We start from the raw sequence: 26,402 nt of genomic DNA on the forward strand, positions 1-26,402 counted from the left end.
CGCCGCGCTGCCGCTCCAGCCCAGTGTCGGCATGTTCCGCGCGCGGCGCGATCCGGGGCGGTCGGGTGCAAGGGGCGACCCGTGATCCGGGAGGTGCAGCGCGTCGGCGTCAGGACGTGGTCCCGGGGTCGGTGTACCGCAGCAGGGCGCCCACGTCCTCGTACAGCCTCAGCTCGCTCTCCGGTACGACGACCAGCTCGGCACCGGTGCCGACCAGGGCCCGGACGAGGGCCTCGTCGGCGCGTTCCTCGCGCGGGGCCCGCACGCCGAAGGACATCAGCTCCGCCTCGGTCAGGGCGATCTGAGTGGGCTGGGAGCCCGCCCAGAGCCGCAGCGAAGACCCTGGCGGCCGGTTCAGCAGCAGTGCCGCGACCTGGCCGCGCTGGAGGGCGGCGACGGTGGCGGCCAGCCCCTCGGTCATGGGCCCGTCCAGGGCACGCCGGCCGATGAAGATGTCCACGAGTTCCCGGTCGTGCGCGGCCATGCGACCGCGGAAGACGCCGTCGAGCTGCGGCTCCAACAGGGCGCGTCCGGTGTCGGTGGGGGTCCGGCCGCCCACGCGTACGACCTTGTCCCGCAGGGTGTGCGGCAGGCGGCGGATCAGTACGTTGCACGCCCACTCGTCCCCGCCCACGACGACGGCGTCGGCATGGGCGCGCCGGGCTCGTTCGTCCAGCCGGTGCCCGAGCCGGACGGAGGCGTGGTGCCACGTCGCCACCGCGACCCTGCGGTGCAGCCGCTCACCCGGGGTGACGGTGGACGCGGGCCAGGTGCCGGTCTCCGCCTCCAGAGTCACCCAGCCGTGGGTCTCGGCGGTCGGAAGGCCGCCGTAGTGGACGACTACGGCCATGTAGGGGATCTCCGGAACGCGCTGGGTGACCAGGGGCATCGCGTCCGGCAGGGTGCTGTAGCGCGCGGAGTCGTGCTCGGGCGGCCTGGGCAGCTCCCCGTCCAGGACGAGCGTGCCGTGGGCGGCGAAGATGGCCTGACCGTGCACCCCCGGCACCTCTGTGTCGGCGCCGACCACCTCCTCCAGTACGTTCAGCAGCGCCCGGTCCGAGCCCTGACGGGACAGACTCTCGCGCAGCCGCCCCCAGCGCAGCGCGATCGCCCGCTCGGGATGCTCGACGTTTCGGGAGGTGTCCAGGTACACGGAGGCGAACGGGCCCGGCTCCGCGTAGAGGGGTTCAAGGAACGACAACCTCATCGCCACTCCTCGTCGATGGTCTCCCCTCCTTTGATGATGCGCGCTCCGGGGGCGATGGAGCTCGACGAGCGCAAAGCGGTGCGGAACGCGGGGCGGTCAGGCGCGGGCCGGCGGCAGTCGGCCGAGATCTTCGCCCGAGGTTGTGCGCGTACCAGCCGCTGATCCGGGCTTCGGCGACCGCCCCGTCGAACGCACCGTCGAACGCGCAGCGTTCCTGGCTGCGGCTGCCGCCGCCGAAAGGGTCCTGCACGAGGCCGACCTCATGGCCGGCCGGCCACGCCGCTCCACCGGAGTGGCGAAGCAGTCCGAGTCGGGCAGGTACGTGATGTCGGCGATCTCACCGGTGACGTCGCCGAGGTGCGGGGCGGCCTGCGCCTTGCCCACCACGAACGGGGAGCCTGCCATCGGCCCGGGCCCGTTGCCATCCGGGCCGGGGGCCAGCACCCGGCAGACCACCACAGCAAAACGATCTGGTGTGAACAGGTGCTGCCCGGTGCGGATGCCCGGATGTGTCATCAAGCCGCATGACCGTCGTTCGGCGGCCATTTCCAGATGGCCGATTGCTCAGGTTCATTGCTCGGAAACGCGGAGGTGGGGCGGACGGCTGTGCCGAGGACGCGGGATCGTGGTGCTCACGGCGTGCATGTCGCTGATGAGCCGGGTGCGGAAGCTCTCGGAGGTGGCGGACGTCTCTGCCCGTCCTTGCGGGGCGCAAGCGGAGGAGAGTTGTCCGGATAGTGACGCATGAGCAGCCCATGGAGGCCGCGGTGGCACGGTCCGGCCCTATCGGCAGGCGCCGGACCGTGCCCCGCCCTCCTCGCCGCCGAATATCGGGTATGGCGGAAAATGAACCCGGAATTACCCCTCCGGGGTGATCCTTCCCCGTGAACGATGGGGAATGGTGGGATCGATGGCCAGAAAAAACAGACCGCTTCGTCGTCTGGCCGGAACGAAACGGTTTGCCCGGGCGTCCGAACTCGGTCGGGTGAAGGGGGGTGAACAGACTTGGCCCCACCTGAAGTAAATCGGATAGGCTGCTCCTGATGCCGCGCAGTCCCCGGGAACCCGTCCCGGCTGGGCGCCGGAATTTTCCGCAGGATATGTTTTCCTGCGTTTCCTTATTCGTCCAGAATTTCAGCGTACCCTCCCCCTGAAATGGCCTCCTGCGAAAGGGAAATTGCATCATGCCGCCGCTGGTTCCCCCGTTTCTGATCGGTCTCATCGCAGCACCGTTGGCGAAGCGACTCGTCACCCCCTGGTCAAAGGCATCGTGAAAACCTCGGTCGGACTCGCCATGGAGGTGAAGAGGGCAGCCCACGAGGCGAGTGAGGGGCTGCACGACCTCGCCGCCGAAGTGACCGCCGAAGTCGTGGCCGCACAGCTCGCCGGCGGTCAGGCCACCGCGACGGTCCCCGCGCAGAGCGACGGACAGCGCACGGCCCCGGAACCGGCGGCCGACGCGCCGGCCGCCGAGGCCAAGGCGCCGGCGAAGGGCCGGACGGCCGGCGGCGGCGCCGCCAAGGCGCGCTGACCGTCCCGGCAGGACCGCATTCCCGGCCCGACTCCGGTCGGTTCTCCGGCCCGGATCGGGTCGGTGCAGCGACAAATTCCGACGCATTGCTGCGCGGCAACTGAACGACGCCCTCGACGTGGCGTCGTCAAGGAAATGGGAATCTTCTGCACATGGCACTACTGGTGGGGGCGGCGGCCGGCGAAACGGCTGTCCGAAACGACGTCAGAATGCGCTCGAACGTACCCGGACGACAGCGGTGGAGCGTTCCGGCTCTGGTGGGAAAACCGCGCGTCGCGGACGTACTCGCGGGCGCTCTCCGAAACATCAGGGGAATCAAGTCGGTCCGGGCGAATTCCATCACCGGAAGCGTCCTCGTACTCCACGAGGCGAATCTCACCAGCGTGGACATCAGTGCCCTGCTGCGCCGCGCCCTGGCGCTGATCTCCGGGAGTTCCACCGGACCGCGCGAGGACCCCGCCCCCGCCGAACACCCCACCGCAGGGCCGCAGACCACGGCCGGACCCGCCCGGCGGCCCCTCCGCCCGGCACTCGCCGTCACCGGCGGTGTGGCCGGGGCCGCCGTCCTCGCACTCGGCCGCGACAGGACGCTGCGCAAACCCCTGCTGGCGCTCGGCGCGGTCGTGACCGCCACAGCCGTCGTCGTACGCCGCTCCCTGTCCCGGGCCGCAGGACCGGCCGACACCCCGGGCACGGCCGACACCGCGCCCGGCACAACGCACCCGCCCCGCGCCTCCCTGCGCTCCCTGCTCGACATCGTCGGCCCGCACAAACCCCGCCTCGCCCTCGCCTCCGGCCTCTCCGCCGTGTGCCAGCTCGCCGAGGTGGCCTGCGGGCTCTTCCTCGGCTGGATCGCGCTCGTGCTGATCAAGGGCTCGGCTCCACCGCTGGTCGCCCTCGGCCTCACCGGTGCCTCCGCGCAACTGTGGTTCCTCGCGGCCGCCGCGGCCGTGGCCTGCGCCGCCGTCGCCGGACTGTCGTACGCCGCGAACGTCGAGTGGCGCAGGCTCGGCCAGGCCGTGCAGCACGACTGGCGCAACGAGACCTACGCCCACGTACAGCGGCTGGAACTGCGGCACCTGGAAGGCGAGCGCACCACCCGCATCGCGGGCGTCCTGACCGACGAGGTCGCCCAGCTCGGCTCGTTCTTCGCGACCTCCGCCAACGACATCGTCCAGCTCGCCGCCAGCTTCCTCGTGCTCGTCCCCGCCTTCCTGTTCCTCGCCCCGCAGATCGCCTGGATCGCCTTCCTGCCCATGCCGATCGTGGCCTGGCTGTCCTTCCACTACCAGGACCGCGTGGCAGCCGACTACGCCGTCTCCAGCGAACACCGGGCCGAACTGCACAGCCAGTTGGTCAACAGCCTGGAGGCCGGCGCCACCGTCAAGAGCTTCTGCACCGAGGACTACGAGGCCGAGCGCGTCGACCGCCTCGGCGAGGAGTTCCGGCAGAGCAACCAGCGCACCGACCGGAGCACCGTGCGGCACGCGGAGACCATCCGCGCCTGCACCACCGCGTCGATGGTCGGCATGCTCCTGCTCGGCGGCCGCTCCGTCCTCGACGGTGCGCTCCCCTTCGAGGTGTTCAGCCCGCTCATCGGCCTGCCCCAGCAGGTCCTGCTCCGGCTCACCCGGCTGGGCGCGGTCGTCGACCAGTACCAGCGCACCCTGACCGCCTACGACCGGGTCCGCCACCTGCACGCCCTGCCCGCCGAACCCGTCGGCGAGGAGACGCCCCTCGAGACCGGCACCGTCCAGGGCGCCATCACCCTGGACAAGGTCACCTTCGCCTACCCCGGCCGGCCCCCCGTGCTCGACGACTTCTCCCTGGACATCGCCCCCGGCAGGGTGACCGGTGTCGTCGGCGCCACCGGCTCCGGCAAGACCACCATCGCCAAACTCCTCATGCGGTTCCAGGACGCCCAGTCCGGGCGAGTGCTGCTGGACGGGCAGGACGTTCGCGACCTCGCCCGCAACGACCTGCGCACCGCCGTCGGCTTCGTCGCCCAGGACCCCTTCCTGTTCGACGGCACGATCGCCGACAACATCCGCTACGGCAGCTTCGACGCCACCGACGAACAGGTGGAGCGCGCCGCCCGCACGGCCGAGGCCCACGCCTTCGTCGCGGCCCTGCCCCAGGGCTACGACACCATGATCGGCGAGCGCGGCGCCGCCCTCTCCGGCGGGCAGAAGCAGCGCATCGCCCTGGCCCGCGCCGTCCTGAAGGACTCGCCCGTCGTCATCCTCGACGAGGCGACCTCGGCCGTGGACAACGAGACCGAGGCGGCCATCCAGCGTGCCCTGCGCAGCTTCGCCGAGGACCGCACCCTCATCGTGATCGCGCACCGCCTGTCCACCATTCGCAACGCCGACCGGATCTACGTCCTGGACAAGGGCGGCGTCATGGCCGAACAGGGCACCCACGCCGAACTGCTCGCCCGCGACGGACTGTACGCGTCCCTGTGGGATCTCCAGGCCGGCGAGAAGGCCGCGTAGCCCCTCACCACCTCATCTGCTGAATCCCCGTCGTCCGGCAGCCGCTCCCCGGCCGGACGAGGCCCGCGCATGCCCCGGCCCCGCCGCCGTCGGCAGCCGGCCGCACCCTTCCTGCACCTTTCGGAGGTACCCCCATGTCTTCTCGCGACGGAGCCGCTCTGTCCCTCACGGCGGCCCAGCGCGAAATCTGGCTCGCCGAGCAGCGGACGGACGGCCTGCTGCCGACCTACCGCATCGGCGAGTACCTGGACATCCGCGGGCCCGTGGACCCCGACCTGTTCGAGACCGCGCTGCGGCAGGTCGTGGTCGAGAACGAGGCCGCGCACATGGGGTTCACCGACGGCGGCGACGGACCGCGGCAAGTCCTGCGGGAGACGGTGGAGTGGAGCCTGCACCGGCACGACCTCGGTGCCGAACCCGACCCGGTCGGAGCCGCCACGGCATGGATGCACGCCCACCGGCTCCGGACCCTGGACCTGGCCGGCGACCCCCTGTTCGGCCACGCGCTGATCAGGCTGGCCGACGATCGCTGGCTCTGGTACCAGACCTACCACCACCTGGTGTGCGACGGGCTCGGCTTCGTCCTCGTGGCACGGCGGGTCGCCGAGGTCTACACGGCGCTGACCGAGGGACGCACCGTGCCGGGCACGACCTTCGCACCGACGGCGGACCTGGTGGCGAGCGACACGGCCTACCGTTCCTCCGCGCGGTTCGCCGAGGACCGCGCCTACTGGGCGGACCGACTCGCCGGTGCCCCCACGCCCGTCCGGCTGGGCCGGGCGACCGGCGATCCCACCGCAAGGCCCCGCCGGACACCCGTCACCTTCGAGAGCGGCCGCAGGTCACTCGAGGCGGCGGCCGAACGTGCGGGCGTGCGCAGCTCCCGGGTGCTGCTCGCGGCGACCGCGCTGTACCTGCACCGCATCACGGGTGAACAGGACCTGGTGCTCGGCCTCCCCGTCACCGGCCGGGACCCCGCCGACCCGGTCCTCAAGTCCACGCCCGGCGTGGTCGCCAACGTCGTACCCCTGCGGCTCGCGCTCCGTCCGGCCCAGAGCTGGACCGCTCTTCTGGGACAGGTCGACACGGCAGTGGGCGAGGCGCTGCGGCACCAGCGCTACCGCGGCGAGGACATCCACCGCGACCTGGGCCTGCCCGGTGCTCCCGGTTCCGCCTGGTCCGCCGTCGTCAACACGCGTTCCTTCGCCCGCGACGTGACCTTCGCCGGACACCGGGCCGTTGTCCAGGACCTGTCGGAAAGTCCCGCGGCCGACGTGGCCCTGTGGGCCGTGAACCGGCAGGACGGCAGGGGCACGCAGGTCGCGCTGCTCACCGCGGCCGACCGGTGGGACGAGGACGAGCACCACGCCCACGCCCGGGGTCTGGCCACCCTCCTGGACAACCTGGCGGACACCGACGGCGGGCAACTCCTCGGCCGCTCCCCCCTGCTCGCCGCCCCGCGGCACAGGCGTCCCTCACCGTCGCCCGCCACGGCCCCCACCGTCTCGGCCACCTCGGCTCCCACCACCGCGTCCCACATCGCCGCCCTGTTCGAGCAGCAGGCGCACCGCACCCCCGACGCCGTGGCCCTCGTCGGCCCGGACACCACCCTCACCTATGCCGAACTCGACGCCCGCGCCAACCGCCTCTCCCACCTGCTGATCGCCCACGGCGCCGCTCCGGAGCGGCTCGTGGCGCTCGCCCTGCCCCGTACGACGGACCTGGTGACGGCGATCCTCGCCACCCTGAAGGCCGGTGCGGGCTATGTCCCGCTCGACCCCGACCACCCGGCCGCCCGCCTCACCCAGCTGCTCGACGACACCCGCCCGGCCGTTCTCGTCACGGACGCCACCACGGACGGGCGACTGCCGCACGACCTGTCGGCCGGCACCCTCGTCCTGGACACGCCGCACACCGCGGCCCGCCTCGCCGGAAGCCCTGCGGACGCCCCTCGCGTGTCCGTCGACCCGCGCCAGACCGCATACGTCATCCACACCTCCGGCTCCACCGGGCGGCCCAAGGGCGTGGTGGCCACCCACGGCGGCCTGCTCAACCTCGTCCGCCATCAGCGGGACGTCCTGTTCCCACCGGAGACGGAGCGTCGGATGCGGGTACCGCTCACGACGTCGGCGTCGTTCGACGCCTCCTGGGACCAGCTCGGCTGCCTGCTCACCGGCCACGAACTGCACGTCCTCGACCGTGCCACCTGGGCCGACCCCGAGGCCTTCGTGACGTATCTGCGCAGGCACCGGCTGGACTTCGTCAACGCCACGCCGTCGTACCTGCGGGCCCTGCTGGACCACGGGCTGCTCGACCCGGAGCGGCCGCGGCCGTCCGTCGTCGTCACGGGCGGCGAAGCCGTGCCGGAGCGGCTGTGGGCGGAGCTGAGGGCCGCAGAGGGGGTCCGCTGCCTCAACTTCTACGGCCCCACCGAGTGCACCGTCGACGCCCTCACGACCGCCGTCACCGCCGCCGCACGCCCCGCCGTCGGACACCCCGTCCCGGGCGCCGGCGCCCACGTGCTGGACAGCGCCCTGCAGCCCGTCCCGGACGGCGTACCCGGCGAGCTGTACCTCACCGGTGCCGGACTGACCCGCGGCTACCTCGACCGGCCGGCGCTCACGGCCGGACGCTTCGTCGCCGATCCCCACGGGGAGCCCGGCGACCGCATGTACCGCACCGGCGACGTGGTGCGGCGGACACCGGACGGCGTCCTGGCGTACCTCGGCCGCGCCGACGACCAGGTCAAGATTCGCGGCTTCCGCATCGAACCCGGCGAGATCGAGGCACAGTTGACCGCCCTCGCCACGCTCGCCGAGGCGGCCGTCGTGGCCGTCGCCGACGAGGGCGGCGCCGACCGGCTGGTGGCCTACGTCGTCCCGGCGGACGATGCCCGCCCGCAACCGGAAGAGCTGCGCGGGCAGCTGCGCGAGCGCCTGCCGGACCACATGGTCCCGGCCGCCTTCGTGACGTTGGACGCGCTGCCGCTCACGACCTCCGGCAAGCTGGACCGCGCCGCGCTGCCCGCACCCGCACCCGCGGCAGGTCCGGCGGCCCGGACGCCCCGCACGCCCGCGGAAGAGCTGCTGTGCGGCCTGTTCGCCGACGTACTCGGCGTGCGCGACGTCGGCGCGGACGACGACTTCTTCACCCTCGGCGGACACTCACTGCTCGCGATGCGCCTGCTGGCCCGCATCCGGCCGGCCTTCGACGTCGAACTGCGACTCGCCGACCTGTTCGACGCGCCGACGCCGACCGGACTGGCCGCGGCCGCGGACGCCCGGGCGGCGAGCGGCCACCGTCGCGCCCGGCCCGCCCTCACCCCGTACGAGCGGCCCGCCACGGTGCCGCTGTCCTCGGCCCAGCGCCGCCTGTGGTTCCTCCAGCGCATGGAGGGCACCGGCCCCACCTACAACATCCCGCTCGCCCTGCGGATGTCCGGCACCCTGGACCGTACGGCCCTGGGACAGGCCATCGCCGACGTGGCCACCCGGCACGAGAGCCTGCGCACCGTGTTCCCCGACGACCGCGGAGTGCCCTGCCAGCGGATCCTCGACGTGGACCGGGTGCCCCTGCCCCACACCCGCACCACCGAGGCCGAGCTGCCCGAGCGGCTGCTCGACGCGGCCCGCGGCACCTTCGACCTGGCCGTCGAACTGCCCTTCCGGGCCCAGCTGTTCCAGTCGGCGGCGGACGAGCACGTACTGCTCCTCGTCCTGCACCACATCGTCGGGGACGGCTGGTCCGTCGGGGTGCTGGCCGACGACGTGACGCGTGCCTACGCGGCCCGCTGCCGCGGTACGGAACCGGAGTGGGCACCGCTGCCCGTGCAGTACGCCGATTACACTCTCTGGCAGCGGGAACTCCTCGGCGACGCCGCCGACCCCGACAGCCTCGCCGCCCGCCAACTGGCCTTCTGGACCGAGAACCTGGCCGGTCTGCCCGAGCAGACCGAGCTGCCCTTCGACCGCCCGCGGCCCGCCGCCACGACCTACCGCGGTGACCAGCTCCCGTTGCGTCTGGACGCCGACCTCCACCAGGGCCTGCGGGACCTCGCACGCAGGCACGGGGCGAGCCTGTTCATGGTGCTCCAGGCCGCGCTCGCCGCCCTCCTCGGCAAGCTCGGCGCGGGACAGGACGTCGCCATCGGAACCCCCGTCGCCGGCCGCACCGACGAGGCAGCCGACGACCTGGTCGGCTTCTTCGTCAACACCCTGGTCCTGCGCACCGATCTGTCCGGAGACCCGGACTTCGCCGGGCTGCTGCACCGCGTCCGGCGCAACGCCCTGGCCGCCTACACCTATCAGGACCTCCCGTTCGAGCACCTGGTGGAGGAGCTGAATCCCACCCGGACCCTTGCGCACCACCCGCTCTTCCAGACCATGCTCGCCCTGCAGAGCGCGCCGCTCGGCACGTTCGAACTGCCCGGGCTGCAGGTCACGGCCGGTCTGGCCGCCACCCGCACCGCCAAGTGCGACCTCACCTTCAACCTCGCCGAGAGCACCGGCACGGACGGCACTCCGGCCGGCCTCGCGGGCCTGGTGGAGTACAGCACCGACCTGTTCGACCCGGCCACGGTCGAGCAGATCGTGGCCCGCTGGGAGCGGCTGCTACGGACGGTGGTCGCGGATCCGCACCTGCGGCTGAGCCGGGCGGACGTGCTCTCGGAGGCCGAGCGTGCCGAACTGCTGCCCGCCCCCTGCGCGCCGGACCTACCCGCCGAGTGCATTCCGGCGGTGTTCGAGGGACATGCGCGTGAGCGCCCGGACGCGGTGGCGGTGGTGTCGGAAGAGGCCCGGCTCACGTATGGCGAGCTGAATGCCCGTGCCAACCGGCTCGCCCACTGGCTGATCGGGCGTGGGGTGGGGCCGGAGGACGTGGTCGCTCTCGCCCTGCCCCGTTCGGCGGACCTCGTCGTGGCGATCCTGGGCGTCTTGAAGGCCGGTGCGGCTTACCTGCCTCTCGACCCGGAGTATCCGGCGGCGCGCCGTCGGTTCATGGTTGAGGACGCCCGGCCGGTGCTGGTGCTGGACGATCCGGCCGCGGTCGATCCGGGGCCCACGTTCCCGGACACGGACCCGGGCGTGCGGCTCAGCCCGCAGCATCCCGCGTATGTGATCTACACGTCGGGTTCGACGGGTCGGCCGAAGGGTGTGGTGGTTCCGCACGGCAATGTGGTCCGGTTGTTCTCGGCCACGGATCACTGGTTCGGGTTCGGTCGTGGGGATGTGTGGACGCTGTTCCACTCGTACGCCTTCGACTTCTCGGTGTGGGAGTTGTGGGGTCCGTTGCTGCACGGGGGCCGGTTGGTCGTGGTTCCCTTCGAGGTTTCGCGGGCGCCGGGGGAGTTTCTTCGGTTGCTGGCACGTGAGCGGGTGACGGTGCTGAACCAGACGCCGTCGGCCTTCTATCAGCTCGCGCAGGCCGATCGTGAGGATCCGGGTGGCGAACTCGCTCTGCGTACGGTGATTTTCGGTGGTGAGGCTCTCGAACCGGCCCGGCTGGCGGACTGGTTCACGCGGCACGCGGACGATGCGCCGGTGCTGGTGAACATGTACGGCATCACGGAGACCACCGTCCACGTCACCCACACCGCGCTGGACGCGTCGGCGGCCGAGGAGCCGGCCGGTGCGATCGGTACGGCCATCCCGGACCTGCGGACGTACGTCCTCGACCGCCGGCTGCGCGTGGTCCCGCCCGGTGTGGTCGGTGAGCTGTACGTGGCCGGCCCCGGCCTCGCCCGCGGCTATCTGAACCGGCCCCGGTCTGACCGCCGCGCGCTTCGTCTCCGACCCCTACGGGGTCCCGGGGACCCGTATGTACCGCACGGGTGACCTGGCCCGGCGGCGGGCCGACGGTGCCCTGGAGTACGCGGGCCGTGCCGACGACCAGGTGAAGGTGCGTGGCGTCCGGATCGAGCCGGGCGAGATCGAGGCCGCCCTCGTCGCCCGGCCGGAGGTCGCCCAGGTCGCCGTACTGGCCCGGCAGGACCGCGCCGACGACGCCCGCCGCTCCCAGGACGGCACCGAGGGCCACATGGGTTTCGGCCACGGCATCCACTACTGCGTCGGCGCCGCCCTGTCCCGGCTCCAGTGCGAGATCGCGCTGACGGCCCTGCTGGCACGCCACCCCGGCCTGCGCCTGGCCGACGGCCCCGAGAGCCTGCTCCGCACCGCCATCCCGGGGGCGGCCCCGCGCCTGCCCCACCTGCGGGTACGCATCTGACGGACCCGCAGGCAGCGTCCGTCACCCGGCTTCGGGGACCCGGCGGGCCCGGGGCGGGGCCCGCCGCGACGGGCAGCGGGACGAAGCGGCGGCGTGCCCACCCCGGCAGCTGTCGGCAACGTCACTGCGCCCAAACTCACCGCGGGACGTCACTTCATCGACGGGGTATGCATGGGCTCCGGTGAAGACAGCGAGAGGGAAACGGTGAACGGTGAACGGTGAGGGCCCCATGCCGCAGTGGCCGCTTCCGGAGGGTGATGGCCTTCCGGCGCGTCAGCTTGTAGAGGGGACCTTGGCCCCCATCGTCGTTCTCGACGCGCAGCTGCGCCATCTGTACGTAAACCCGGCATGGGTCCGGGTCAGCGGCGTGCCTGCCGCTCAGTTCCTGGGACGAACGCTCGGGGAAGTGCTGCCGGACCTCCAGAGGCCGGACGACGTCCTGTTCGAGGTACTCGCGGACGGGCAACCTCGGGAGGCAACCATCGCAGGGACGACAGGGGTCTCCTCTCCGCTGGGGCAGAGGCTCTGGCGAGCGGTCTATCACCGGGTGGATCTGCCGGGACGGGACGCGTGTCTGTGCGGGATCGGTGTGGAGATCAGCAATCTGCGCCGCTATCTGGACGACCTGGAGACCGCGCATCAGAGGCTCGCCCTGCTGGATGCCGCGGCTGCCCGCGTCGGCACCACACTCGACATGGAAACCACCTGCCAGGAGCTGGTCGACTTCCTGGCCCCCTCGCTCGCCGACATGGCCGCGGTGGGAATCGTCGAAGACGAGTTCACCGGTGCTCCCCCGCCTCCTCCTGGCTTCCTGCGGCTGCGCAAGGTGAGGGGCTCGGCGCCCCCTGGGATGGAGTGGGTGCTGCACCAGCTGGGCGGACCAGGACCGTACGTCGACGTTCCCCGCGGCGTCGCGACACGGCATTGCTTGGACAGCGGGCGGCCATGGCTGGGCAACCTGGCCTCGGACGAGCTGTTCCAGAAGGTGACCGTGGACCCTGAACGGACCAAGATCTTCCGCGCGGCCGGCATCCACTCGCTTCTCATCACCCCGCTGATCACGGCAGGTCGCCCGGTCGGCGTCGTCCTTCTGGGTCGGGCCGCAGCATCGCAGCCGTTCGACGACGACGACCTCGTGACGCTCCAGGCGCTGGCCAGCCGGGCCGCCGTCTCCATCGACAGCGCGCGCCGCTACAGCTACGAACACACCATGGCGCTGGAACTCCAGCGGGCCCTGCTGTCCGAACCTCGCACGCCCCACCCCGCTGTGGAAGTGGCCGCCCGCTACCTTCCCTCCGGCCGCAGCGTCCTCGTCGGTGGGGACTGGTACGACTCGATTCCGCTGCCGGACTCCCGCACCTTGCTGGTCATGGGCGATGTGATGGGCCACGGCTTCCAGGCCGCTGTCGCCATGAGCCAGTACCGCTCCCTGCTGCGCACCATTGCCGCCTCCGGCGCGGGCGTCGACAAGATCCTCGGTGAGTTCGACCGCCAGGTCACGCACCTCGGCCTTGACCGCCTCGCCACCTGTCTTCTCGCGGTCATGGATCCCGGTGCGGGCACCTGTACGACGGCCAGCGCCGGGCATCTGCCGCCCGCCGCCGTGCGACCGGACGGCAGCATCGAGGTCTGGTGGCTCCCGGCCGGCCCGCCCATCGGCACCGGACTCGGTGGCTACGAATCGCTCACCGTACGAATGGGCCGTGGCACCACTCTGCTGCTCTACACCGACGGCCTGGTGGAACGACGCGGCACAGACATCGACATCTCGGTGCAGGCGCTTGAGACGCTGAGCCTGCCGACAGACGGCCCTCTCGACGACATGCTGGACACGTTCCTGGCCCGCCTGGCGAACGGTGCGTACGAGGACGACGTCGCGATCCTCGCCGCTCGCCAGCGCGCATGCTGAACCAGGAGACTTTGGCGGGTGTCTTCAAGCGGCTCTGGAAGAAGTCGGGTCTGCGGATCATTCGCTCAACACGGGGAGTTTGGCCCTCTGAGCGGGGGAGAAGAGAGAGAACCATGAAGATCTCCGTCTCCTCCGACATGGACGAACCCGTGGCCCGGCTGCTCGTCGAGGAGCTGATTCGACGCGGTCACGAGGTGCGTGCGTACGGCGCGCTGCGGGCCGGTGACGATCCGCAGTGGGCGGTCTGCTCGGTAGCGGCCGCCCGGGACGTCGCCGACGGAGAGGCCGAGCAGGCGGTCGTGTGCTGCTGGACCGGCACCGGCGCCTCCATCGCCGCGAACAAGGTGCCGGGCGTCCGCGCGGCCCTGTGCACGGACGCCGGCACGGCCGAGGGTGCGCGGCGCTGGAACGACGCCAACGTCCTGGCGCTCAGCCTGCGGCTCACCTCCGCGCCGGTGCTGACGGAGATCCTCGACGCGTGGTTCGCGGCCGAGCCGAGCCAGGACCCTGAGGACCTGCAGAACGTGGCCCGCGTCGGTCGCCTCGACGCCGCCGGGAATCTCCCCTAGAGGCGCTCGGCGACCCGGCGCGGGCCAGGTCCGATCGTCCGCTCGCTGTGGTCTGTGGGGCGCTCGGTGTTCGTGCGCTGTCTCGGTTTTCGGCCGGATGTCAGTGGGCGCCCAGTCCGCCGCCGCCGAACGAGCCGCTCGACCCCTTGCTCCAGCGCGGGCGGTCCTTGGAGGCGCTCGGCCTGGTGTGCATGTTGGTCAGCTCGTACGGAGTGAGCGGGCGACCGCCCTTGGGAATGTGCGGAATCTCGTCGGGCTCCCTGTTCTCCCGGATCTCGCGCACCGCGCCCTCCGGTGGCAGGTGAGGCTGCTCCTCGGGACGCGGCCGAGGGGGCTCGCGGTACTTGATGCGGGAGTTCATCCAGAAGCCGCCGGCGAGCAGCGCCAGGACGCCCATGGCCACCACGAAGAGCACAAGGCTCAACAGACCGCTCGCCGCGGCCAGCTGCATCTGTGCGGTACTCATAGCACAGGAATACCCCACCCAGACCGGAATGAATCGGACATAACTGAACGAGGAGCCTTGGGTGATGTCTTGGCTACGGACAGCGACATGAATCGGATTCGTCCTGCGCGACCCGGGTGTGCCATTCCCTATTTCTGAAACACGTTCTACGGTGTGCGCCGTCAGGACCGGCCTTGGGGACCCTGGAGGCGCCGTGCACCTCGACCACACACCCGAGCAGCAGCGACTGCGCAGCGAACTGCGCGCCTACTTCGCCGAGCTGGTGCCCGCGGGCGCCTATGCCCGGTACACCGACCCGGCCGCGCAGAAGCGGTTCTACCGCGAGACCGTCCGGCGGCTCGGGGTGGACGGCTGGCTCGGCGTGGGCTGGCCCAAGGAGTACGGCGGGCGCGGCATGTCGGCGATGGAGCAGTTCATCTTCTTCGACGAGGCCGCGCAGGCCGGGGTACCGCTGCCGCTGATGGCGCTGAACACCGTCGGGCCGACCATCATGCAGTTCGGCACCGAGGAGCAGAAGGCGTACTTCCTGCCGCGCATCCTCTCCGGGGAGATCGACTTCGCCATCGGCTACAGCGAGCCCGACGCCGGCACCGACCTCGCCTCCCTGAAGACACGTGCCGTACGAGACGGCGACGAGTACGTCGTCAACGGGCAGAAGATCTGGACCACGAACGGCGACACCGCGGACTGGGTGTGGCTGGCCGTGCGCACCGACCCCGGGGCACCGCCGCACAAGGGCATCACCATGCTCCTGGTACCGACCTCCGACCCCGGCTACTCCTGCACCCTCATCAACACCCTCGCCTCGCACGACACCACGGCCAGCTACTACGAGGACATCCGTGTCCCCGTCACCCGCCGGGTCGGCGAGGAGAACCAGGGCTGGCGGCTGATCACCAACCAGCTCAACCACGAACGCGTCACCCTCGCCGCCCACGGCACCATGGCCATCCGCGCCCTGCACGACGTGCAGCGCTGGGCGATGGAGACCAAGCTGGCCGACGGCCGCCGGGTGGTCGACCTGCCCTGGGTGCGCCGGCTGCTCGCCCGGACCCACACCCGCCTCGACGCGATGAAGCTCCTCAACTGGCAGATGGTGACGGCCGTCCAGGAGGGCACGCTGACCCCGCAGGACGCCTCCGCCGTCAAGGTCTACGGCTCCGAGGCCCGCCGGGACGCCTACGCCTGGCTCATGGAGGCCGTCGCCGCCGCCGGCCCGCTGAAGGAGGGCTCCGCCGGCGCCGTCCTGCACGGGGACCTGGAGCGCGGCTACCGCTCGGCGGTGATCTTCACCTTCGGCGGCGGCAACAACGAGATCCAGCGCGAGATCATCTCGTGGATCGGGCTGGGGATGCCTCGCGTACGGCGGTGACCCTCTTGTGACCAAGCATCTTGGTTGGCGCATGAGCAAGGTAGTCGGCACCAGCCGGTTGGCCTGACCTCCTGGGATGCGACTTTTCGAGACAGATGACTTCGGATCGAGCTGGTTGCCACCTGCGAGCGGCAGCGCAGGTGTCGGTGGGAACGGCAACGCGGTGACAGTGGGTCGGCAGAGTCTTTGTCGGTTGGGGGCCGGACCGCGGGCATGTCCGTGGGTGATGTGGCTTTGTTCACGAGTTGCGACAGCAGATGTACACCTTGCCGGGCGGCGTGTGGGTAGCGGCGTGTTCGATGTTCATGAGAAACGACAGCGGCCGTGGGGCGACCGGCCCTCAGGCGCATCCACCGGTCGAGGGCTGTGCTCGATCACAGCCCGGTGGCCAGCCAGATGGTCACGGCCGCGGTGGCGGTGAGCCCGACATTGAGTGTGATCCGGCGGTCTTCGCCGGTCAGATGGACGGCGATCGCACCGGTCTGCAGGAGTACGAAGCCGATGGCCGCAGCCGGTACCAGCGAGGGAGCGATGCCGGTCAGCGGCGGCAGGATCAGGCCGGTCGCACCGAGTATTTCGACCGTCCCCAACGCCCTGACGGCGGGCAAGGGCATGCGGTCAACCCAGGCCATCATCGGTCGGAGCTGATCGCGGCTGCGGATCACCTTCAGCGCGCCTGCGTAGAAGTAGAAGAGGGCGAGCAGTCCCGCGACGATCCAATAGGCGATGTTCATAGTTCCCGTTCATGGGCCACCGGTTCCCGGGGACCCGTCGATTGCCAGAAGAGCCTTGGAGCAGGCCCCCACGGCCCGCCGGTCGAGAGGAGGGCGGCCGGGCCGCACCGTCTCGCCGGCTTCAGGCGAGGTCGGTGGCGGGCTCGGTCGCGTAGCGGCTCATCGCGTCGATGTTGGCCTGTGGCGTCAGCGGCCGACCGCCGGCGAGCACATCCTGGAGGTCTCGGAAGTACTGCACGTACAGGTCGGGAGTGAACGTGCTGAGCATGACGGCGGGTCGGTCGGTCAGGTTGGCGAAGGTGTGCGGGGTACCGGGCGGAACCATCACGAGCGTGCCGACGGTGGCGTCGTAGTCCTCGTCCCCGACGGTGAACCGCACGGTGCCGGAGAGGATGTAGAAGCCCTCATCGTGTTGGGCGTGGCGGTGCTGCGGCGGTCCCTGGGTGTGCGGAGCGAGGACGGACTCGGCGATCGCGAGGCGGTGCCCGGTGTGGCTGCCGTCCTCCAGGACGCGCATGCGCGTGGCGCCCAGGACGATCATCTCGCCGTCGTCGGGACCCACCACCGATACGGCGGGGGCGACCTGCGGTGCGTTGGTCTTTGCTTCTCCGGTCATGCTCCGAGTCCACCGTCAGGGCCCTGGGAGTGTCCAAGACATCTTTCGCCAGGCCGATACCCTGCGGGTATCGTTGCAGCGTGGAGCTACGTACCCTGCGCTACTTCGTGGCGGTCGCTGAGGAACTCCACTTCGGCCGGGCCGCCACCCGACTGCACATGAGTCAGCCGCCGCTGAGCCGGGCGGTCAAGCAGCTGGAGGCCGATGTCGGGGCCCTGCTGTTCGCCCGCTCGCCTGCCGGCGTCGTGCTCACTCCGGTGGGCACGGTGCTGCTCAACGAGGCGCGGGCCCTGCTCGACCATGCCGACCGCGTCCGTGTACGCGTGAGCGCGGCGGCCGGCGTCGCGACCATCACCGTCGGCATCCTGGGTGACGGCACCGACCCGGGAGTGACCAGGCTGGCCGCCGCTTACCGCCGAAGCCACCCCGGCATCGACATCCGCATCCGCGACACCGATCTGACCGACCCGACGTGCGGGTTGCGCGCCGGACTGGTCGACGTCGCCCTGACTCGGGCGCCTTTCGACGAGACCGCCCTGACGGTGCGTGCGCTGCGGAGCGATCCGGTCGGCGTGGTTCTGCGCGCCGACGATCCGCTGGCCAGCCGCGACCGGCTGCGGCTGGCCGACCTGAACGACCGCCGCTGGTTCCAGTTCCCCCAGGGCACCGACCCCGTCTGGCAGTCGTTCTGGAACGGCGGCAGGCCGCGCGAGGGCCCCGTGGTGCGCGCCGTCCAGGAATGCCTGCAGGCCGTGCTGTGGAACGGCACGGTCGGCCTGGCCCCGCTCGGACACGACCTGCCCGCGGAGTTGGCCGTGGTACCGCTGATCGACATGACGCCGAGCCGAGTGGTGGCGGTGTGGAACGAAGGTGATGCCAACCCGTTGATCAGATCCTTCATCGAGATCGCCACAGCCGCGTACCGTCATTGAGCGCCGGCAGCCGGTGCTGCCGCAGTTCGTGAACAATTCGAGCGCTGCGACCCTCGGGACTGCCTTCCGATGTGGTGAACATCTGCTGTCCCTTCTGGCTCTGGTCCACTTCTCGCCAGAGCCCCTTCTCGCGTACAGAGCCAGTGATGGGTCTTTAGTCGTGGCATTCGGTGGCGGGATGCCAGCGCAGGGGGCGAAGGCTGTTGAGCGCGGCCTCGGAGAGGGCGTAGTGGTCGTCGGAGAACAGGCGTTGCCGGCTGTGTAGTGAGTGCGGCCTGGTGTGCTCCGTATACCGTGCGGCGGCAGCCTTCCTCAGTTGTGCTGTCAGGTGCGTCGCTCGAAGAGGTGCAGTCCACGGGTGCCAGCGGCTACGAAGGTCCGGTCGTGGCTCGCCCACTTGCATGTCGTCAAGGAGTCATCGGTGCGCACAAGTGTCGCGATTCGTCTGCTGCGGACGTTCCCCACACAGATCTCCCCGTTCTGGCTCACGCCGGCGAGCCAGGTGCCGTCGGGTGAGATCGCCACCGCCTCCACCGGGCCGGTGTGACCGGTGAACGGCAGCCGACGGCGAGTGGCCTCTTCGGCCGCCCACGCCGGCGCCGTCCGGTGGGCGGGATCGGGATCGGCATCCACCACGATCGGCCGGTGGTCAGTGGTCCGGGTCATGGCCGCCTCCGGTCTCCGACCCGTCGGGGGTCGGCCGGGCGCCCGCCGACGCGCCTGCGGGGTGCGGTACAGCCGTCAGGTGCCTTATGCAGGCGTCCGGGCCGGGGAAGTACAGCGTCACCCGTCCGTTGTCCTCCCATCGCACGTCATAGGGCGGGCTGCCGTCAGGATGGTGGAGTCCGACGATCTCGCCGTCTCGTGCGACGACTCCGGCCGTGGTGCCGCGTACGACGAGTTCGTCGCCGAGGTGGGCGCGCATGGAGGTACCGGTCGCCTCTGGGCCGGCACTGGGCACGGCCTGGTCGTTCTTCTTCGCTGGTGCGGGAGCGGACATTGCCCTCGCCTCCTCCCTGTGCCTGCGCCGACGAGTGCTGCCGCCGATTCCATTGCCGGCCGCGGCACGAGTGACCCGCCAGAGGCCGTTGGTCCCCGGGCCGGTTCCGGCGGCCCCCGCGGCGCGGGGGCTGTGGCTCACCGTGTGCGTTCCGCGAGCGCCGAGGTGCGGGAGCCGTCTTCCCCGAGGGTGCGACGTGATGCCGCAGGCCAGTCGGGCTCCGATGCCGACGCGCACCGTGGTGGTCAGCCCCTCAAGGGCCGGGGACCGGACGCTACTCACGACGGGCGCGTGCCCGCGCCCTGGGCAAGGTCGAACTCGACGTCCACCACTCCCTCGACGGCCCGCACCAGACGGGCGGCCACCGGTACCAGGGAGGTGTCGCGGACCCTGCCTGTCAGAGTGGCGACACCGTCGTGCACGTCCACGTGAATAGTGGATGCCGGTGGCGGGAAGAGGTACGACACGATTTCGCGGCGGACCTCCTCGGCGATGTCCTCGTCGTCGCGCAGAAAGACCTTGAGCAGGTCTGCGCGGCTGATGACGCCCTCCAGCAGACCGGTTTCGTCGACCACGGGCAGCCGCTTGACCTTCTCGCGGGCCATGATGCGCGCGGCCTCGGCCAGGGTGGCGTTCGCGTGGACGGTGATGGCGGGCGAGGACATCAGGTCCCCCGCGGTCACCGCGCCGACCTTCGCCACGTCGGCCGGGTGCAGCAGTGCGTAGCCCTTCTCGGGGCTGTCCCGGAGTTCCTCCGTGGGCAGCAGGTCGGCCTCGGAGACCACGCCGACGACCCGGCCCTCGCCCTCGAGCACGGGCAGGGCGCTGACCCGCCAGTCCTGCATCATGCCCACTATGTCCTTGAACGAGGCCCAGCGGCCGACGGCGGCGACCGTGTGGGTCATGACATCGCTGACGATGTGCGGGGAGCCGTACATGATCACTCCGTATGGTCGTCGGTGCAGTCCTGCCGCTTCCAGCATGTGCCGGTACGGAAGGGGCGGGACAGGGGCTCCTCGTCCCCCGGCCGGGCCGTTCGGCCTCTCGCTGGCCTGGTACATGAGGTCACTGGTCGCGGCACCAGGCCTGGTATGCGGCCACTGCTGTCGGCAGCGTCGGGAAGATGCGGTCCGCACCCACGGAGTCTGCGAGGCCGTACGCCTGTAGGTCGTCCAACAGGTCCTGCTTGACCCGGGCGAGGGCGAACACGATGCCGCGGCCCGTGAGCTCCCGGCGCAAGCCGTCCACGGCGTCCAGGGCCGTGATGTCGACCTCCACGTTGGCCTCGGTGTTCAGGACGAACCAGCGGACCGGCTCGGTCTGTTCGTCGACCGAAACCAGGGCCCGGCGCCGGAAGTCCTCCGCGTTGGCGAAGAACAGGGGCGAGTCGTAGCGGTACACCAGCAGACCCGGAACCGTGCGCGCCTGCGGGTAGTCGTCGACGTCGTGCATGCCCGCGAGCCCGGGCACCAGTCCCTGGATCGCGTCGTGCGGCCGCGCCACCCGGGTGAGCAACTCGGCCACCGACAGGCCGACGGCGACGAGCACTCCGTAGAGGATGTTCAGGGCGAGCACGCCTGCGAGGCAGCCCAGGGCGAGGAGCAGCTCGCGGCGCCGGAACGAGGCGAGCCGGCGAAAGCCCGCGAGGTCGGTCATGCGAGCCGCGGCGTAGACGACGAGCGCGCCGAGGACAGCAGCGGGGGTGCGGGTCAGCAGCGGGCTGAGGAACAGCAGGACGGCCAGGACGACCACCCCCGCGACCAGCGAGTACGCCTGGCTGCGGGCACCCGCGGACGAGGCGAGCGCGGTCCGGCTGGCGCTGCTGCTGACGGGGAAGCCGTGCAGCACGCCGGCGCCCAGATTGGCCGCGCCCAGGGCCAGGAACTCACGGTCGGCATCAAGTGTGTTCCCGTGGTCGCCAGGGTCCGCGAACGCCCGCGCGGTGAGGATGAAGTCGGTGTACGCCACGAGAAGCACACCGACCGCGGGAAGCACCAGGCGTGGTAGCTCGGCCAGGTCGGGCACGGCGAGAGACGGCAGACCGGACGGTACCGGGCCGATCACCGTGACGCCGTAGCGGCCGTCGAGGTCGAAGGCGACCACGGCCGCCGTACCCAGAACCACGGCGATCAGGGGCCCGGGCAGCGCGGGGACGAAGCGGGCCGTGGCCACGAGGAAGGCCAGCGCGGTGGCGGACAGGGCCAGGGTCGCGGCGTGAACCTGCGACAGATGCGTGAAGAACGACCACAGTTGGGGAAAGAACTCCGAGCTGTCCGTCCCCACCCCCGTGAGCCGTGGCAACTGGTCCACCGCCATGATCAGCGCCACGCCCGCGAGATAGCCGATCAGGACCGGGCGGGAGAGCAGATCCGCGAGAAAGCCCAGCCGGAGGGCCCGGGCGACCAGGCACAGCAGTCCGACCGTGATGGCGAGGACCGCCGCCAGTGAGGCGTAGTGACCGGGATCGCCGGCGGCAAGCGGAGCGACCACGGTGGCCGTCATCAGGGCCGTGGTCGACTCCGGGCCGACGGACAGCAGACGTGAGGAGCCGAACAACGCATACAGCCCGAGCGCCGGAAGGATCGCCCAAAGACCGGCGACCGGCGGCAGACCGGCCACGCCCGCGTAGGCCATGACCTGCGGTACGAGGTAGGCAGCGACCGTCACACCCGCGATCAGGTCGCCCCTGGACCCGGCCCGTCGGCGGGCAAGCAGGGCACGGAACCCAGGCATCAGGAACGACCTCCCTGACCTCCCTCTGCCCGAGCCTTCGGCCATGATCCAGTTCCTCCGCCGTTCGCTCTCAGGATGCAACGCCGTGCCTCCTCCGCAAGCCGCTCACATCTTTCCGCCCCGGCCACTGTCGCTCGGGTGGGTCGGTTGGCCCCGGTGCCGGGCGGAAGGGCCGACGGGCTCCGGGACAAGGGACGCCGGGGCATCGCGGCGGGTCGATGTCCGGATGGCCTGTCGGGCCTGTGCCAAAGGGCCGGACGGCCCAAGCGCGGCGCTCGCTCGCTGCCCAAGCTGAAGGTGCGGGGCAATCCCGGCACGGGGTCCGAACCCGGCCCGTGCCCCTCGGTGCAGACGCGGGGACCGGGAGCCCGCAGCAGACCGACGAGGGTGAGGAGCGCCATGAAAGGCTTCGTCTTCCACGGTCCCGGACAGGCCTCCTGGCAGGACGTCCCGGACCCCGCCATCAAGGAGCCCACCGACGCGATGGTGAAGGTCGGCGTCGTCACCATCTGCGGGACGGACCTGCACATCCTCAAGGGCGATGTGCCCGAGGTGCGCCCGGGAACGGTGCTGGGCCACGAAGCCGTCGGTGAGATCGTCGAGGTCGGCAGCGACGTCCGTACGGTCCGGCCCGGAGACCGGGTGCTGATGTCCTGCATCACTTCATGCGGTCGGTGCCGGTTCTGCCGGGACGGCAGCTACGGCCAGTGCCGCGGCGGCGGAGGCTGGATCCTAGGCCACCTCATCGATGGGACCCAGGCCGAGTACGTCCGCGTGCCCTACGCCGACCTGTCCGTCCACCCGCTCCCCGGTGCCCTCTGCAGCGAGGACGCCGTCCTGCTCGCGGACATCTTCCCGACCTCCTACGAGGTGGGTGTCCTCAACGGGCATGTACGCCCCGGTGACACCGTCGCCATCGTCGGCGTGGGCCCCATCGGACTCGCGGCGATCGCCACGGCCCGGCTGTTCTCGCCCGAGCGGATCATCGCCGTGGACCTGGCCCCGGCCCGGCTGGAGGCGGCCCACCGGCTCGGCGCCGACGCGGTGGCGGACGTCCACGAGACCCCCGAGCAGTTGGTCGCCGACCTGACCGACGGGCTGGGCGCGGACGTGGTCATCGAGGCCGTCGGAGTGCCCGAGAGCTTCGAGCTGTGCACCCGCATGGTCCGCCCGGGCGGGCACGTGGCCAACATCGGTGTGCACGGCAGGCCGGCCACGCTGCACCTCGAAGACCTGTGGATCAGGAATGTGACGATCACGACCGGTCTGGTCGACACCTCCTCCACGCCCACCCTGCTGCGGATGGCCGCCTCCGGGCGGCTGCCGACCGGGCAACTGATCACCCACACTTTCCCGCTGGCGCAGATGGAGGAGGCCTACGAGGTCTTCTCCCGGGCCGGGGAGACCGGTGCGCTCAAGGTGGCGCTCGGTGGGGAGCGGCACGACGTTGCCGTGCAGACGACCTGACGCGACGACCTGACGTGAGGACGGGGATCGATCATGACCGAGCAGACGAAGGTGCGGGTGGCGGTGGATGGACCCGTGGAGGCAGCCGCAGAGGCGCCACTGGGCGACCTGGGCCGTCGGCTCGCGGCCCGGAGGGTGAACCTCGGCCTGACCCGGCGACAGGCGGCGGCCCGCGCCGGGATGGCGGTCACCTACCTCAGGTACCTGGAGGAACATCCTGGAGCAGCGCCGGGTACGAGCGCGCTGATGAGGCTGGCCGAGGCGCTGGAGACCACCGCATCCGGTCCACCGCGGCGAGCAACTCCACGTCGTGCGGGTCCGGCTGGCCGCCTGCGGCCTCGGCGGCGGCGATGCGCAGGGCAAGCCCTGTACGGTCGGGCAGGACCTCGTGAGGGGTGGGTCCAGCAGCCGGACGGTGACCGGCAGCCCGTCCATCGCCTCAAGGATGGCCTACGAAGTCCTGCCGCTGGAGGGGGAGAAGGGCCGCGAGCGCCTTTGCTCGCCCGGCGTCAGCGCGGGCCAGGATCGTCCCTTCGACCAGCGTGCGCCGCTCGCCGAGGAAAGCGGAGCAGCTCGGCGGTCGGCTCGAGGTGAGCAGCCCCGGCGGCGGCACGCTGCCGGCCTGGCGGGTCCCGCTGCCCGCTCGGCAGTGGCTGCCTCACCGTCGTCGGATGCAGCACTTCTGCGCGCACCAGGACCGTCCCCTACGAGACGGGCCCGGGCACAGCACCGGGCGGGCCGGAGATGCGTTCCGACCCGGTCGGCCCTGCCACAGGGGCCGGGACGGGCCACTCGGCCCATGCCGGGATCGCTGCCGTGGCCGCAGGCTGGAAGGTGTCGTAGGACGGCATCCGAGCCTTTTGGAGGACGCCATGGACGGCACTCCGACTGTCGTGAGCGACGTGATGACCAGCAGGGTCGTCGCCCTGCGTACGGGCGCTGCCTTCAAGGACATCGTGAAGACCATGCGGGACTGGCGGGTCAGCGCCCTCCCCGTGCTGGACGACGCCGGACACGTGGTCGGTGTCGTCTCCGAGGCGGACCTGCTGCCCAAGGAGGAGTACCGCCGAGGGGATCTCGACCGGTACGGGCTGGTGCAGCATCCCACCGACGTACACAAGGCGGACGCGGTGACCGCCGGTGAGCTGATGACCGCCCCGGCCATCACCGTGACACCTGATGCCAGCCTCGCCCGCGCCGCGCGCGTCATGGCACGCCACGGGGTCAAGCGGCTGCCGGTCGTCGGGCACGACGGCGCCCTCAAGGGCATAGTCAGCCGCACCGACCTCCTGAAGGTGTTCCTGAGGGACGACGCTGACATCGCCGAGGAGGTCCGGCGCGAGGTCGTCCAACGGCTCTTCGGCACACATGCGGAGGAGCTTCGGATCGAGGTGCGCGACGGTGTCGTGACGCTCTCGGGCCTGGTGCACGACACCGCGCTCGTCCCGCTCGTCACCCACCTGGCACGGGCCGTGGAGGGCGTGGTGGACGTGCAGTGCGCGCTGACCGGTCCGGCCCGCCCTCCGGACCTCGAGTCCGACGTGCCGGATTCACAGCGGGCCGCCCCCGCCTGACGAGGGCCGGTTGTCTGTGAGAGGAGGTGGCGATCACGACATGGACACCTCCCCGGACGGTGAAACCCCTGTGGCTGTGGCGCCGGCGGCGTAATCCGCTGCGGCGGCACAGCGATGTCGTCGAGGCCTGGATCGTGCTCGCCACCTGGATCTGCGTCCTCTTCGGCGGGACCTTCGCGGGCGTGGCGGCGGCCCGGTCCACCGACTCGGCAGTGTGGACGGATCACTCCGGCCGAGTGGTGTCCGCACCCGTCACGGGATCTGCGGCAACTCTGCAGGCGGCCCTGACCGGAGCCCTCGTGGCCCCTTCGATCGGTGCCGCGGTCTGGGCCGCAGGATGGGCGGTCCGCACCCGGCTCACCCGGCGGCGACTGGCCGAATGGGACCGGGAGTGGAAGCAGGTCGGACCCCGGTGGGGGAACCCGAGCGGGGGCAGGGGCTGAACGCCGAGCCCGTCCGTACAGCAGGCTGTCTGCCAACTACGTGCGAATGCCGAGGCAGTTGTCTTCTCGCATTCCTTCTCTCGGCCAGGAGCACTACCCATCTGACGAGCACTACCCATCGACCGCGGTGATCCGGCAGTCCACACCCACCACGCCCTCCACGCCCCGCACGAGCCGGGCGGCGAGCGGAATCCGGGATGCGTCCGTAACGCGTCCGGTCAGCGTCGCAACACCCTCGGTGACCCTGATGTGCACCGGCTCGTCCGGGGCCGGGAAGAGGGGGTCGACGACATCGCGCCGGATCTCGTCGGCGAGGTCGTTGTCGGAGCGGAGGAACACCTTGAGCAGGTCACCTCGGCTGACGACGCCTTCCAGGACACCCTCAGTGCTCACCACAGGGAGCCGCTTCACGTGGCGTATGACCATGATGCGTGCGGCCTCCGCGAGCGTGGCGTCCGCGTGGACGGTGACGGCGGGAGTGCTCATCAGCTCCTCCGCGCTCACCGCCCCGGCCTTGGCCAGGTCGGACAGCCGAAGCGCCTGGGTGAACCGGTCCGGATCGCTGTCCCGGAACTCTTCCTTGGGCAGCAGATCTGCCTCGGAGACGACCCCGATCACGCGGCCGTCGCCCTCCAGCACGGGCAGGGCACTGACCTGCCACTGGTCCATGCGCTCGACGACGTCCTTGAACGGAGCCTTGCGGCCCACCGCGACGGCGGCACGCGTCATCACGTCGCCCACCCGGTGCGGGCCGCTGTGATGCATGCTGTCCTCCTCACGAGGCCGGGCGGTCATGTGAGCCCACCACTGCCGTAGGGCGCGTAGAGGTCGAGCAGCCGGATCCGGGAGACGTGGAGCCGCTGGGCCACCACGCGCCCCACCCAGACCGCGATCGCCCGGCCGAACTCGGGATCATCGGCACACATGGCCCGGACCGCCTCGGCGTCGAACTCCCAGGCCCGCACCGGGCTCATCGCCTCGGCGCCCAGGTGCCAGAGCTGGGGCTCGAAGTGCCAGGACCAGCCGACCAGTTCGTCGTGCCCGAGCGATTCGACGACGGCGGGACGACGGCCCGGCACATGCAGGTCGAGGGCGACGGTGCCGGTCCGCACGATCCAGAAGCGGTCGG

At 71.1% G+C, this 26,402-nt stretch carries 20 protein-coding genes and 3 pseudogenes; 12 read left to right on the forward strand and 11 right to left on the reverse strand.

The annotated features are described in order from the left end of the window. Positions 1-109: 109 nt before the first annotated feature. A complete protein-coding gene (locus tag ABZ471_RS31030; RefSeq protein ID WP_359071014.1) occupies positions 110-1,207 on the reverse strand; it encodes a hypothetical protein in 1,098 nt (365 codons plus the stop codon). 1,270 nt (positions 1,208-2,477) lie between these two features. On the opposite strand from ABZ471_RS31030, the gene ABZ471_RS31035 reads away from it, so the two are divergent. The 6 genes from ABZ471_RS31035 to ABZ471_RS31060 all read left to right on the forward strand — a co-directional run bounded on the left by ABZ471_RS31035 (position 2,478) and on the right by ABZ471_RS31060 (position 13,936). Beyond that, positions 2,478-2,738, forward strand: a complete 261-nt coding sequence (locus ABZ471_RS31035; RefSeq protein ID WP_359071015.1) for a DUF5132 domain-containing protein — start codon at positions 2,478-2,480, stop codon at positions 2,736-2,738. 209 nt (positions 2,739-2,947) lie between these two features. Continuing rightward, positions 2,948-5,233: an ATP-binding cassette domain-containing protein gene (locus ABZ471_RS31040; protein ID WP_359071016.1), complete on the forward strand. Its 2,286-nt coding sequence runs from the start codon at positions 2,948-2,950 to the stop codon at positions 5,231-5,233. Between the two features lie 134 nt (positions 5,234-5,367). Then, positions 5,368-11,067, forward strand: coding sequence for an amino acid adenylation domain-containing protein (locus ABZ471_RS31045; RefSeq protein WP_359071018.1), 5,700 nt, complete (start codon positions 5,368-5,370; stop codon positions 11,065-11,067). Beyond that, positions 11,051-11,458: a hypothetical protein gene (locus ABZ471_RS31050; protein WP_359071020.1), complete on the forward strand. Its 408-nt coding sequence runs from the start codon at positions 11,051-11,053 to the stop codon at positions 11,456-11,458. The genes ABZ471_RS31045 and ABZ471_RS31050 overlap by 17 nt, the downstream gene beginning before the upstream one ends. A 229-nt stretch (positions 11,459-11,687) precedes the next feature. Beyond that, a complete protein-coding gene (locus ABZ471_RS31055; RefSeq protein ID WP_359071022.1) occupies positions 11,688-13,367 on the forward strand; it encodes a SpoIIE family protein phosphatase in 1,680 nt (559 codons plus the stop codon). 113 nt (positions 13,368-13,480) lie between these two features. Then, positions 13,481-13,936 carry an RpiB/LacA/LacB family sugar-phosphate isomerase gene (locus ABZ471_RS31060; protein ID WP_359071023.1) on the forward strand — a complete coding sequence of 152 codons (456 nt, stop codon included), beginning with the start codon at positions 13,481-13,483 and terminating at the stop codon, positions 13,934-13,936. Positions 13,937-14,036: 100 nt separating this feature from the next. On the opposite strand, the gene ABZ471_RS31065 is transcribed toward ABZ471_RS31060, so the two are convergent. After that, a complete protein-coding gene (locus tag ABZ471_RS31065; RefSeq protein ID WP_359071024.1) occupies positions 14,037-14,402 on the reverse strand; it encodes a DUF6479 family protein in 366 nt (121 codons plus the stop codon). A 193-nt stretch (positions 14,403-14,595) separates the two neighbouring features. Between ABZ471_RS31065 and ABZ471_RS31070 the strand changes: the two genes are divergently transcribed. Continuing rightward, positions 14,596-15,774 (forward strand): acyl-CoA dehydrogenase family protein, encoded by a 1,179-nt coding sequence (locus tag ABZ471_RS31070; protein WP_359071026.1) that lies wholly within the window; start codon positions 14,596-14,598, stop codon positions 15,772-15,774. 374 nt (positions 15,775-16,148) lie between these two features. Here ABZ471_RS31070 and ABZ471_RS31075 read toward each other — a convergent pair whose 3' ends face one another. Further along, on the reverse strand, positions 16,149-16,508 hold the full coding sequence (locus tag ABZ471_RS31075; protein WP_359071027.1) for a DoxX family protein: 360 nt from the start codon (positions 16,506-16,508) through the stop codon (positions 16,149-16,151). A gap of 121 nt (positions 16,509-16,629) precedes the next feature. Further along, on the reverse strand, positions 16,630-17,124 hold the full coding sequence (locus ABZ471_RS31080; RefSeq protein WP_359071028.1) for a cupin domain-containing protein: 495 nt from the start codon (positions 17,122-17,124) through the stop codon (positions 16,630-16,632). A gap of 80 nt (positions 17,125-17,204) precedes the next feature. Here ABZ471_RS31080 and ABZ471_RS31085 point away from each other — a divergent pair, with 80 nt between their 5' ends. Next, complete coding sequence (locus ABZ471_RS31085) at positions 17,205-18,056, forward strand: LysR substrate-binding domain-containing protein (protein ID WP_359071030.1); 852 nt, start codon at positions 17,205-17,207, stop codon at positions 18,054-18,056. Positions 18,057-18,380: 324 nt separating this feature from the next. Here ABZ471_RS31085 and ABZ471_RS31090 read toward each other — a convergent pair whose 3' ends face one another. The 4 genes and pseudogenes from ABZ471_RS31090 to sulP all read right to left on the reverse strand — a co-directional run bounded on the left by ABZ471_RS31090 (position 18,381) and on the right by sulP (position 21,789). Further along, the gene (locus ABZ471_RS31090; RefSeq protein ID WP_359071032.1) at positions 18,381-18,722 is read right to left on the reverse strand and encodes a hypothetical protein; all 342 of its coding nucleotides are present in this window, start codon (positions 18,720-18,722) and stop codon (positions 18,381-18,383) included. Between the two features lie 76 nt (positions 18,723-18,798). Beyond that, positions 18,799-18,981: pseudogene (locus ABZ471_RS31095) on the reverse strand (DUF1918 domain-containing protein); the annotation flags it as partial. 353 nt (positions 18,982-19,334) lie between these two features. Then, positions 19,335-19,994, reverse strand: a complete 660-nt coding sequence (locus ABZ471_RS31100; RefSeq protein ID WP_359071033.1) for a CBS domain-containing protein — start codon at positions 19,992-19,994, stop codon at positions 19,335-19,337. Between the two features lie 127 nt (positions 19,995-20,121). Beyond that, positions 20,122-21,789, reverse strand: a complete 1,668-nt coding sequence (sulP, locus tag ABZ471_RS31105) for a sulfate permease (RefSeq protein WP_359071034.1) — start codon at positions 21,787-21,789, stop codon at positions 20,122-20,124. A 399-nt stretch (positions 21,790-22,188) separates the two neighbouring features. Here sulP and ABZ471_RS31110 point away from each other — a divergent pair, with 399 nt between their 5' ends. Both ABZ471_RS31110 and ABZ471_RS31115 read left to right on the forward strand, forming a co-directional pair. Continuing rightward, complete coding sequence (locus ABZ471_RS31110; protein ID WP_359071036.1) at positions 22,189-23,256, forward strand: zinc-dependent alcohol dehydrogenase family protein; 1,068 nt, start codon at positions 22,189-22,191, stop codon at positions 23,254-23,256. A gap of 33 nt (positions 23,257-23,289) precedes the next feature. Next, positions 23,290-23,538: pseudogene (locus ABZ471_RS31115) on the forward strand (helix-turn-helix transcriptional regulator); the annotation flags it as partial. On the opposite strand, the pseudogene ABZ471_RS31120 reads toward ABZ471_RS31115, so the two are convergent. Then, positions 23,534-23,818: pseudogene (locus ABZ471_RS31120) on the reverse strand (putative PEP-binding protein); the annotation flags it as partial. The pseudogenes ABZ471_RS31115 and ABZ471_RS31120 sit on opposite strands and share 5 nt — an antisense overlap. A gap of 310 nt (positions 23,819-24,128) precedes the next feature. Here ABZ471_RS31120 and ABZ471_RS31125 point away from each other — a divergent pair. Both ABZ471_RS31125 and ABZ471_RS31130 read left to right on the forward strand, forming a co-directional pair. Continuing rightward, on the forward strand, positions 24,129-24,830 hold the full coding sequence (locus ABZ471_RS31125) for a CBS domain-containing protein (RefSeq protein ID WP_359071038.1): 702 nt from the start codon (positions 24,129-24,131) through the stop codon (positions 24,828-24,830). 26 nt (positions 24,831-24,856) lie between these two features. Beyond that, entirely contained in the window at positions 24,857-25,273 is a 417-nt protein-coding gene (locus tag ABZ471_RS31130; protein WP_359071039.1) for a hypothetical protein, read from the forward strand. Between the two features lie 111 nt (positions 25,274-25,384). Here the strand turns inward: ABZ471_RS31130 and ABZ471_RS31135 are convergent, their stop codons facing one another. Then, a complete protein-coding gene (locus ABZ471_RS31135) occupies positions 25,385-26,038 on the reverse strand; it encodes a CBS domain-containing protein (RefSeq protein ID WP_359071041.1) in 654 nt (217 codons plus the stop codon). Positions 26,039-26,064: 26 nt separating this feature from the next. Continuing rightward, on the reverse strand, positions 26,065-26,402 hold a 338-nt coding region (locus ABZ471_RS31140), incomplete at its 5' end, for a cyclic nucleotide-binding domain-containing protein (protein ID WP_359071043.1).

This window comes from Streptomyces sp. NPDC005728 (genome assembly GCF_040630895.1).
Classification (GTDB): domain Bacteria; phylum Actinomycetota; class Actinomycetes; order Streptomycetales; family Streptomycetaceae; genus Streptomyces.

What these genes read in the sequence shown, in the direction of transcription:
- ABZ471_RS31030 (WP_359071014.1), bottom strand. Translation starts at nt 1,207, where the DNA reads ATGAGGTTGTCGTTCCTTGAACCCCTCTACGCGGAGCCGGGCCCGTTC.
- ABZ471_RS31040 (WP_359071016.1), top strand. Translation starts at nt 2,948, where the DNA reads ATGCGCTCGAACGTACCCGGACGACAGCGGTGGAGCGTTCCGGCTCTG.
- ABZ471_RS31045 (WP_359071018.1), top strand. Translation starts at nt 5,368, where the DNA reads ATGTCTTCTCGCGACGGAGCCGCTCTGTCCCTCACGGCGGCCCAGCGC.
- ABZ471_RS31050 (WP_359071020.1), top strand. Translation starts at nt 11,051, where the DNA reads ATGTACCGCACGGGTGACCTGGCCCGGCGGCGGGCCGACGGTGCCCTG.
- ABZ471_RS31055 (WP_359071022.1), top strand. Translation starts at nt 11,688, where the DNA reads ATGCCGCAGTGGCCGCTTCCGGAGGGTGATGGCCTTCCGGCGCGTCAG.
- ABZ471_RS31060 (WP_359071023.1), top strand. Translation starts at nt 13,481, where the DNA reads ATGAAGATCTCCGTCTCCTCCGACATGGACGAACCCGTGGCCCGGCTG.
- ABZ471_RS31065 (WP_359071024.1), bottom strand. Translation starts at nt 14,402, where the DNA reads ATGAGTACCGCACAGATGCAGCTGGCCGCGGCGAGCGGTCTGTTGAGC.
- ABZ471_RS31075 (WP_359071027.1), bottom strand. Translation starts at nt 16,508, where the DNA reads ATGAACATCGCCTATTGGATCGTCGCGGGACTGCTCGCCCTCTTCTAC.
- ABZ471_RS31080 (WP_359071028.1), bottom strand. Translation starts at nt 17,124, where the DNA reads ATGACCGGAGAAGCAAAGACCAACGCACCGCAGGTCGCCCCCGCCGTA.
- ABZ471_RS31090 (WP_359071032.1), bottom strand. Translation starts at nt 18,722, where the DNA reads ATGACCCGGACCACTGACCACCGGCCGATCGTGGTGGATGCCGATCCC.
- ABZ471_RS31100 (WP_359071033.1), bottom strand. Translation starts at nt 19,994, where the DNA reads ATGTACGGCTCCCCGCACATCGTCAGCGATGTCATGACCCACACGGTC.
- sulP (WP_359071034.1), bottom strand. Translation starts at nt 21,789, where the DNA reads ATGCCTGGGTTCCGTGCCCTGCTTGCCCGCCGACGGGCCGGGTCCAGG.
- ABZ471_RS31110 (WP_359071036.1), top strand. Translation starts at nt 22,189, where the DNA reads ATGAAAGGCTTCGTCTTCCACGGTCCCGGACAGGCCTCCTGGCAGGAC.
- ABZ471_RS31125 (WP_359071038.1), top strand. Translation starts at nt 24,129, where the DNA reads ATGGACGGCACTCCGACTGTCGTGAGCGACGTGATGACCAGCAGGGTC.
- ABZ471_RS31135 (WP_359071041.1), bottom strand. Translation starts at nt 26,038, where the DNA reads ATGCATCACAGCGGCCCGCACCGGGTGGGCGACGTGATGACGCGTGCC.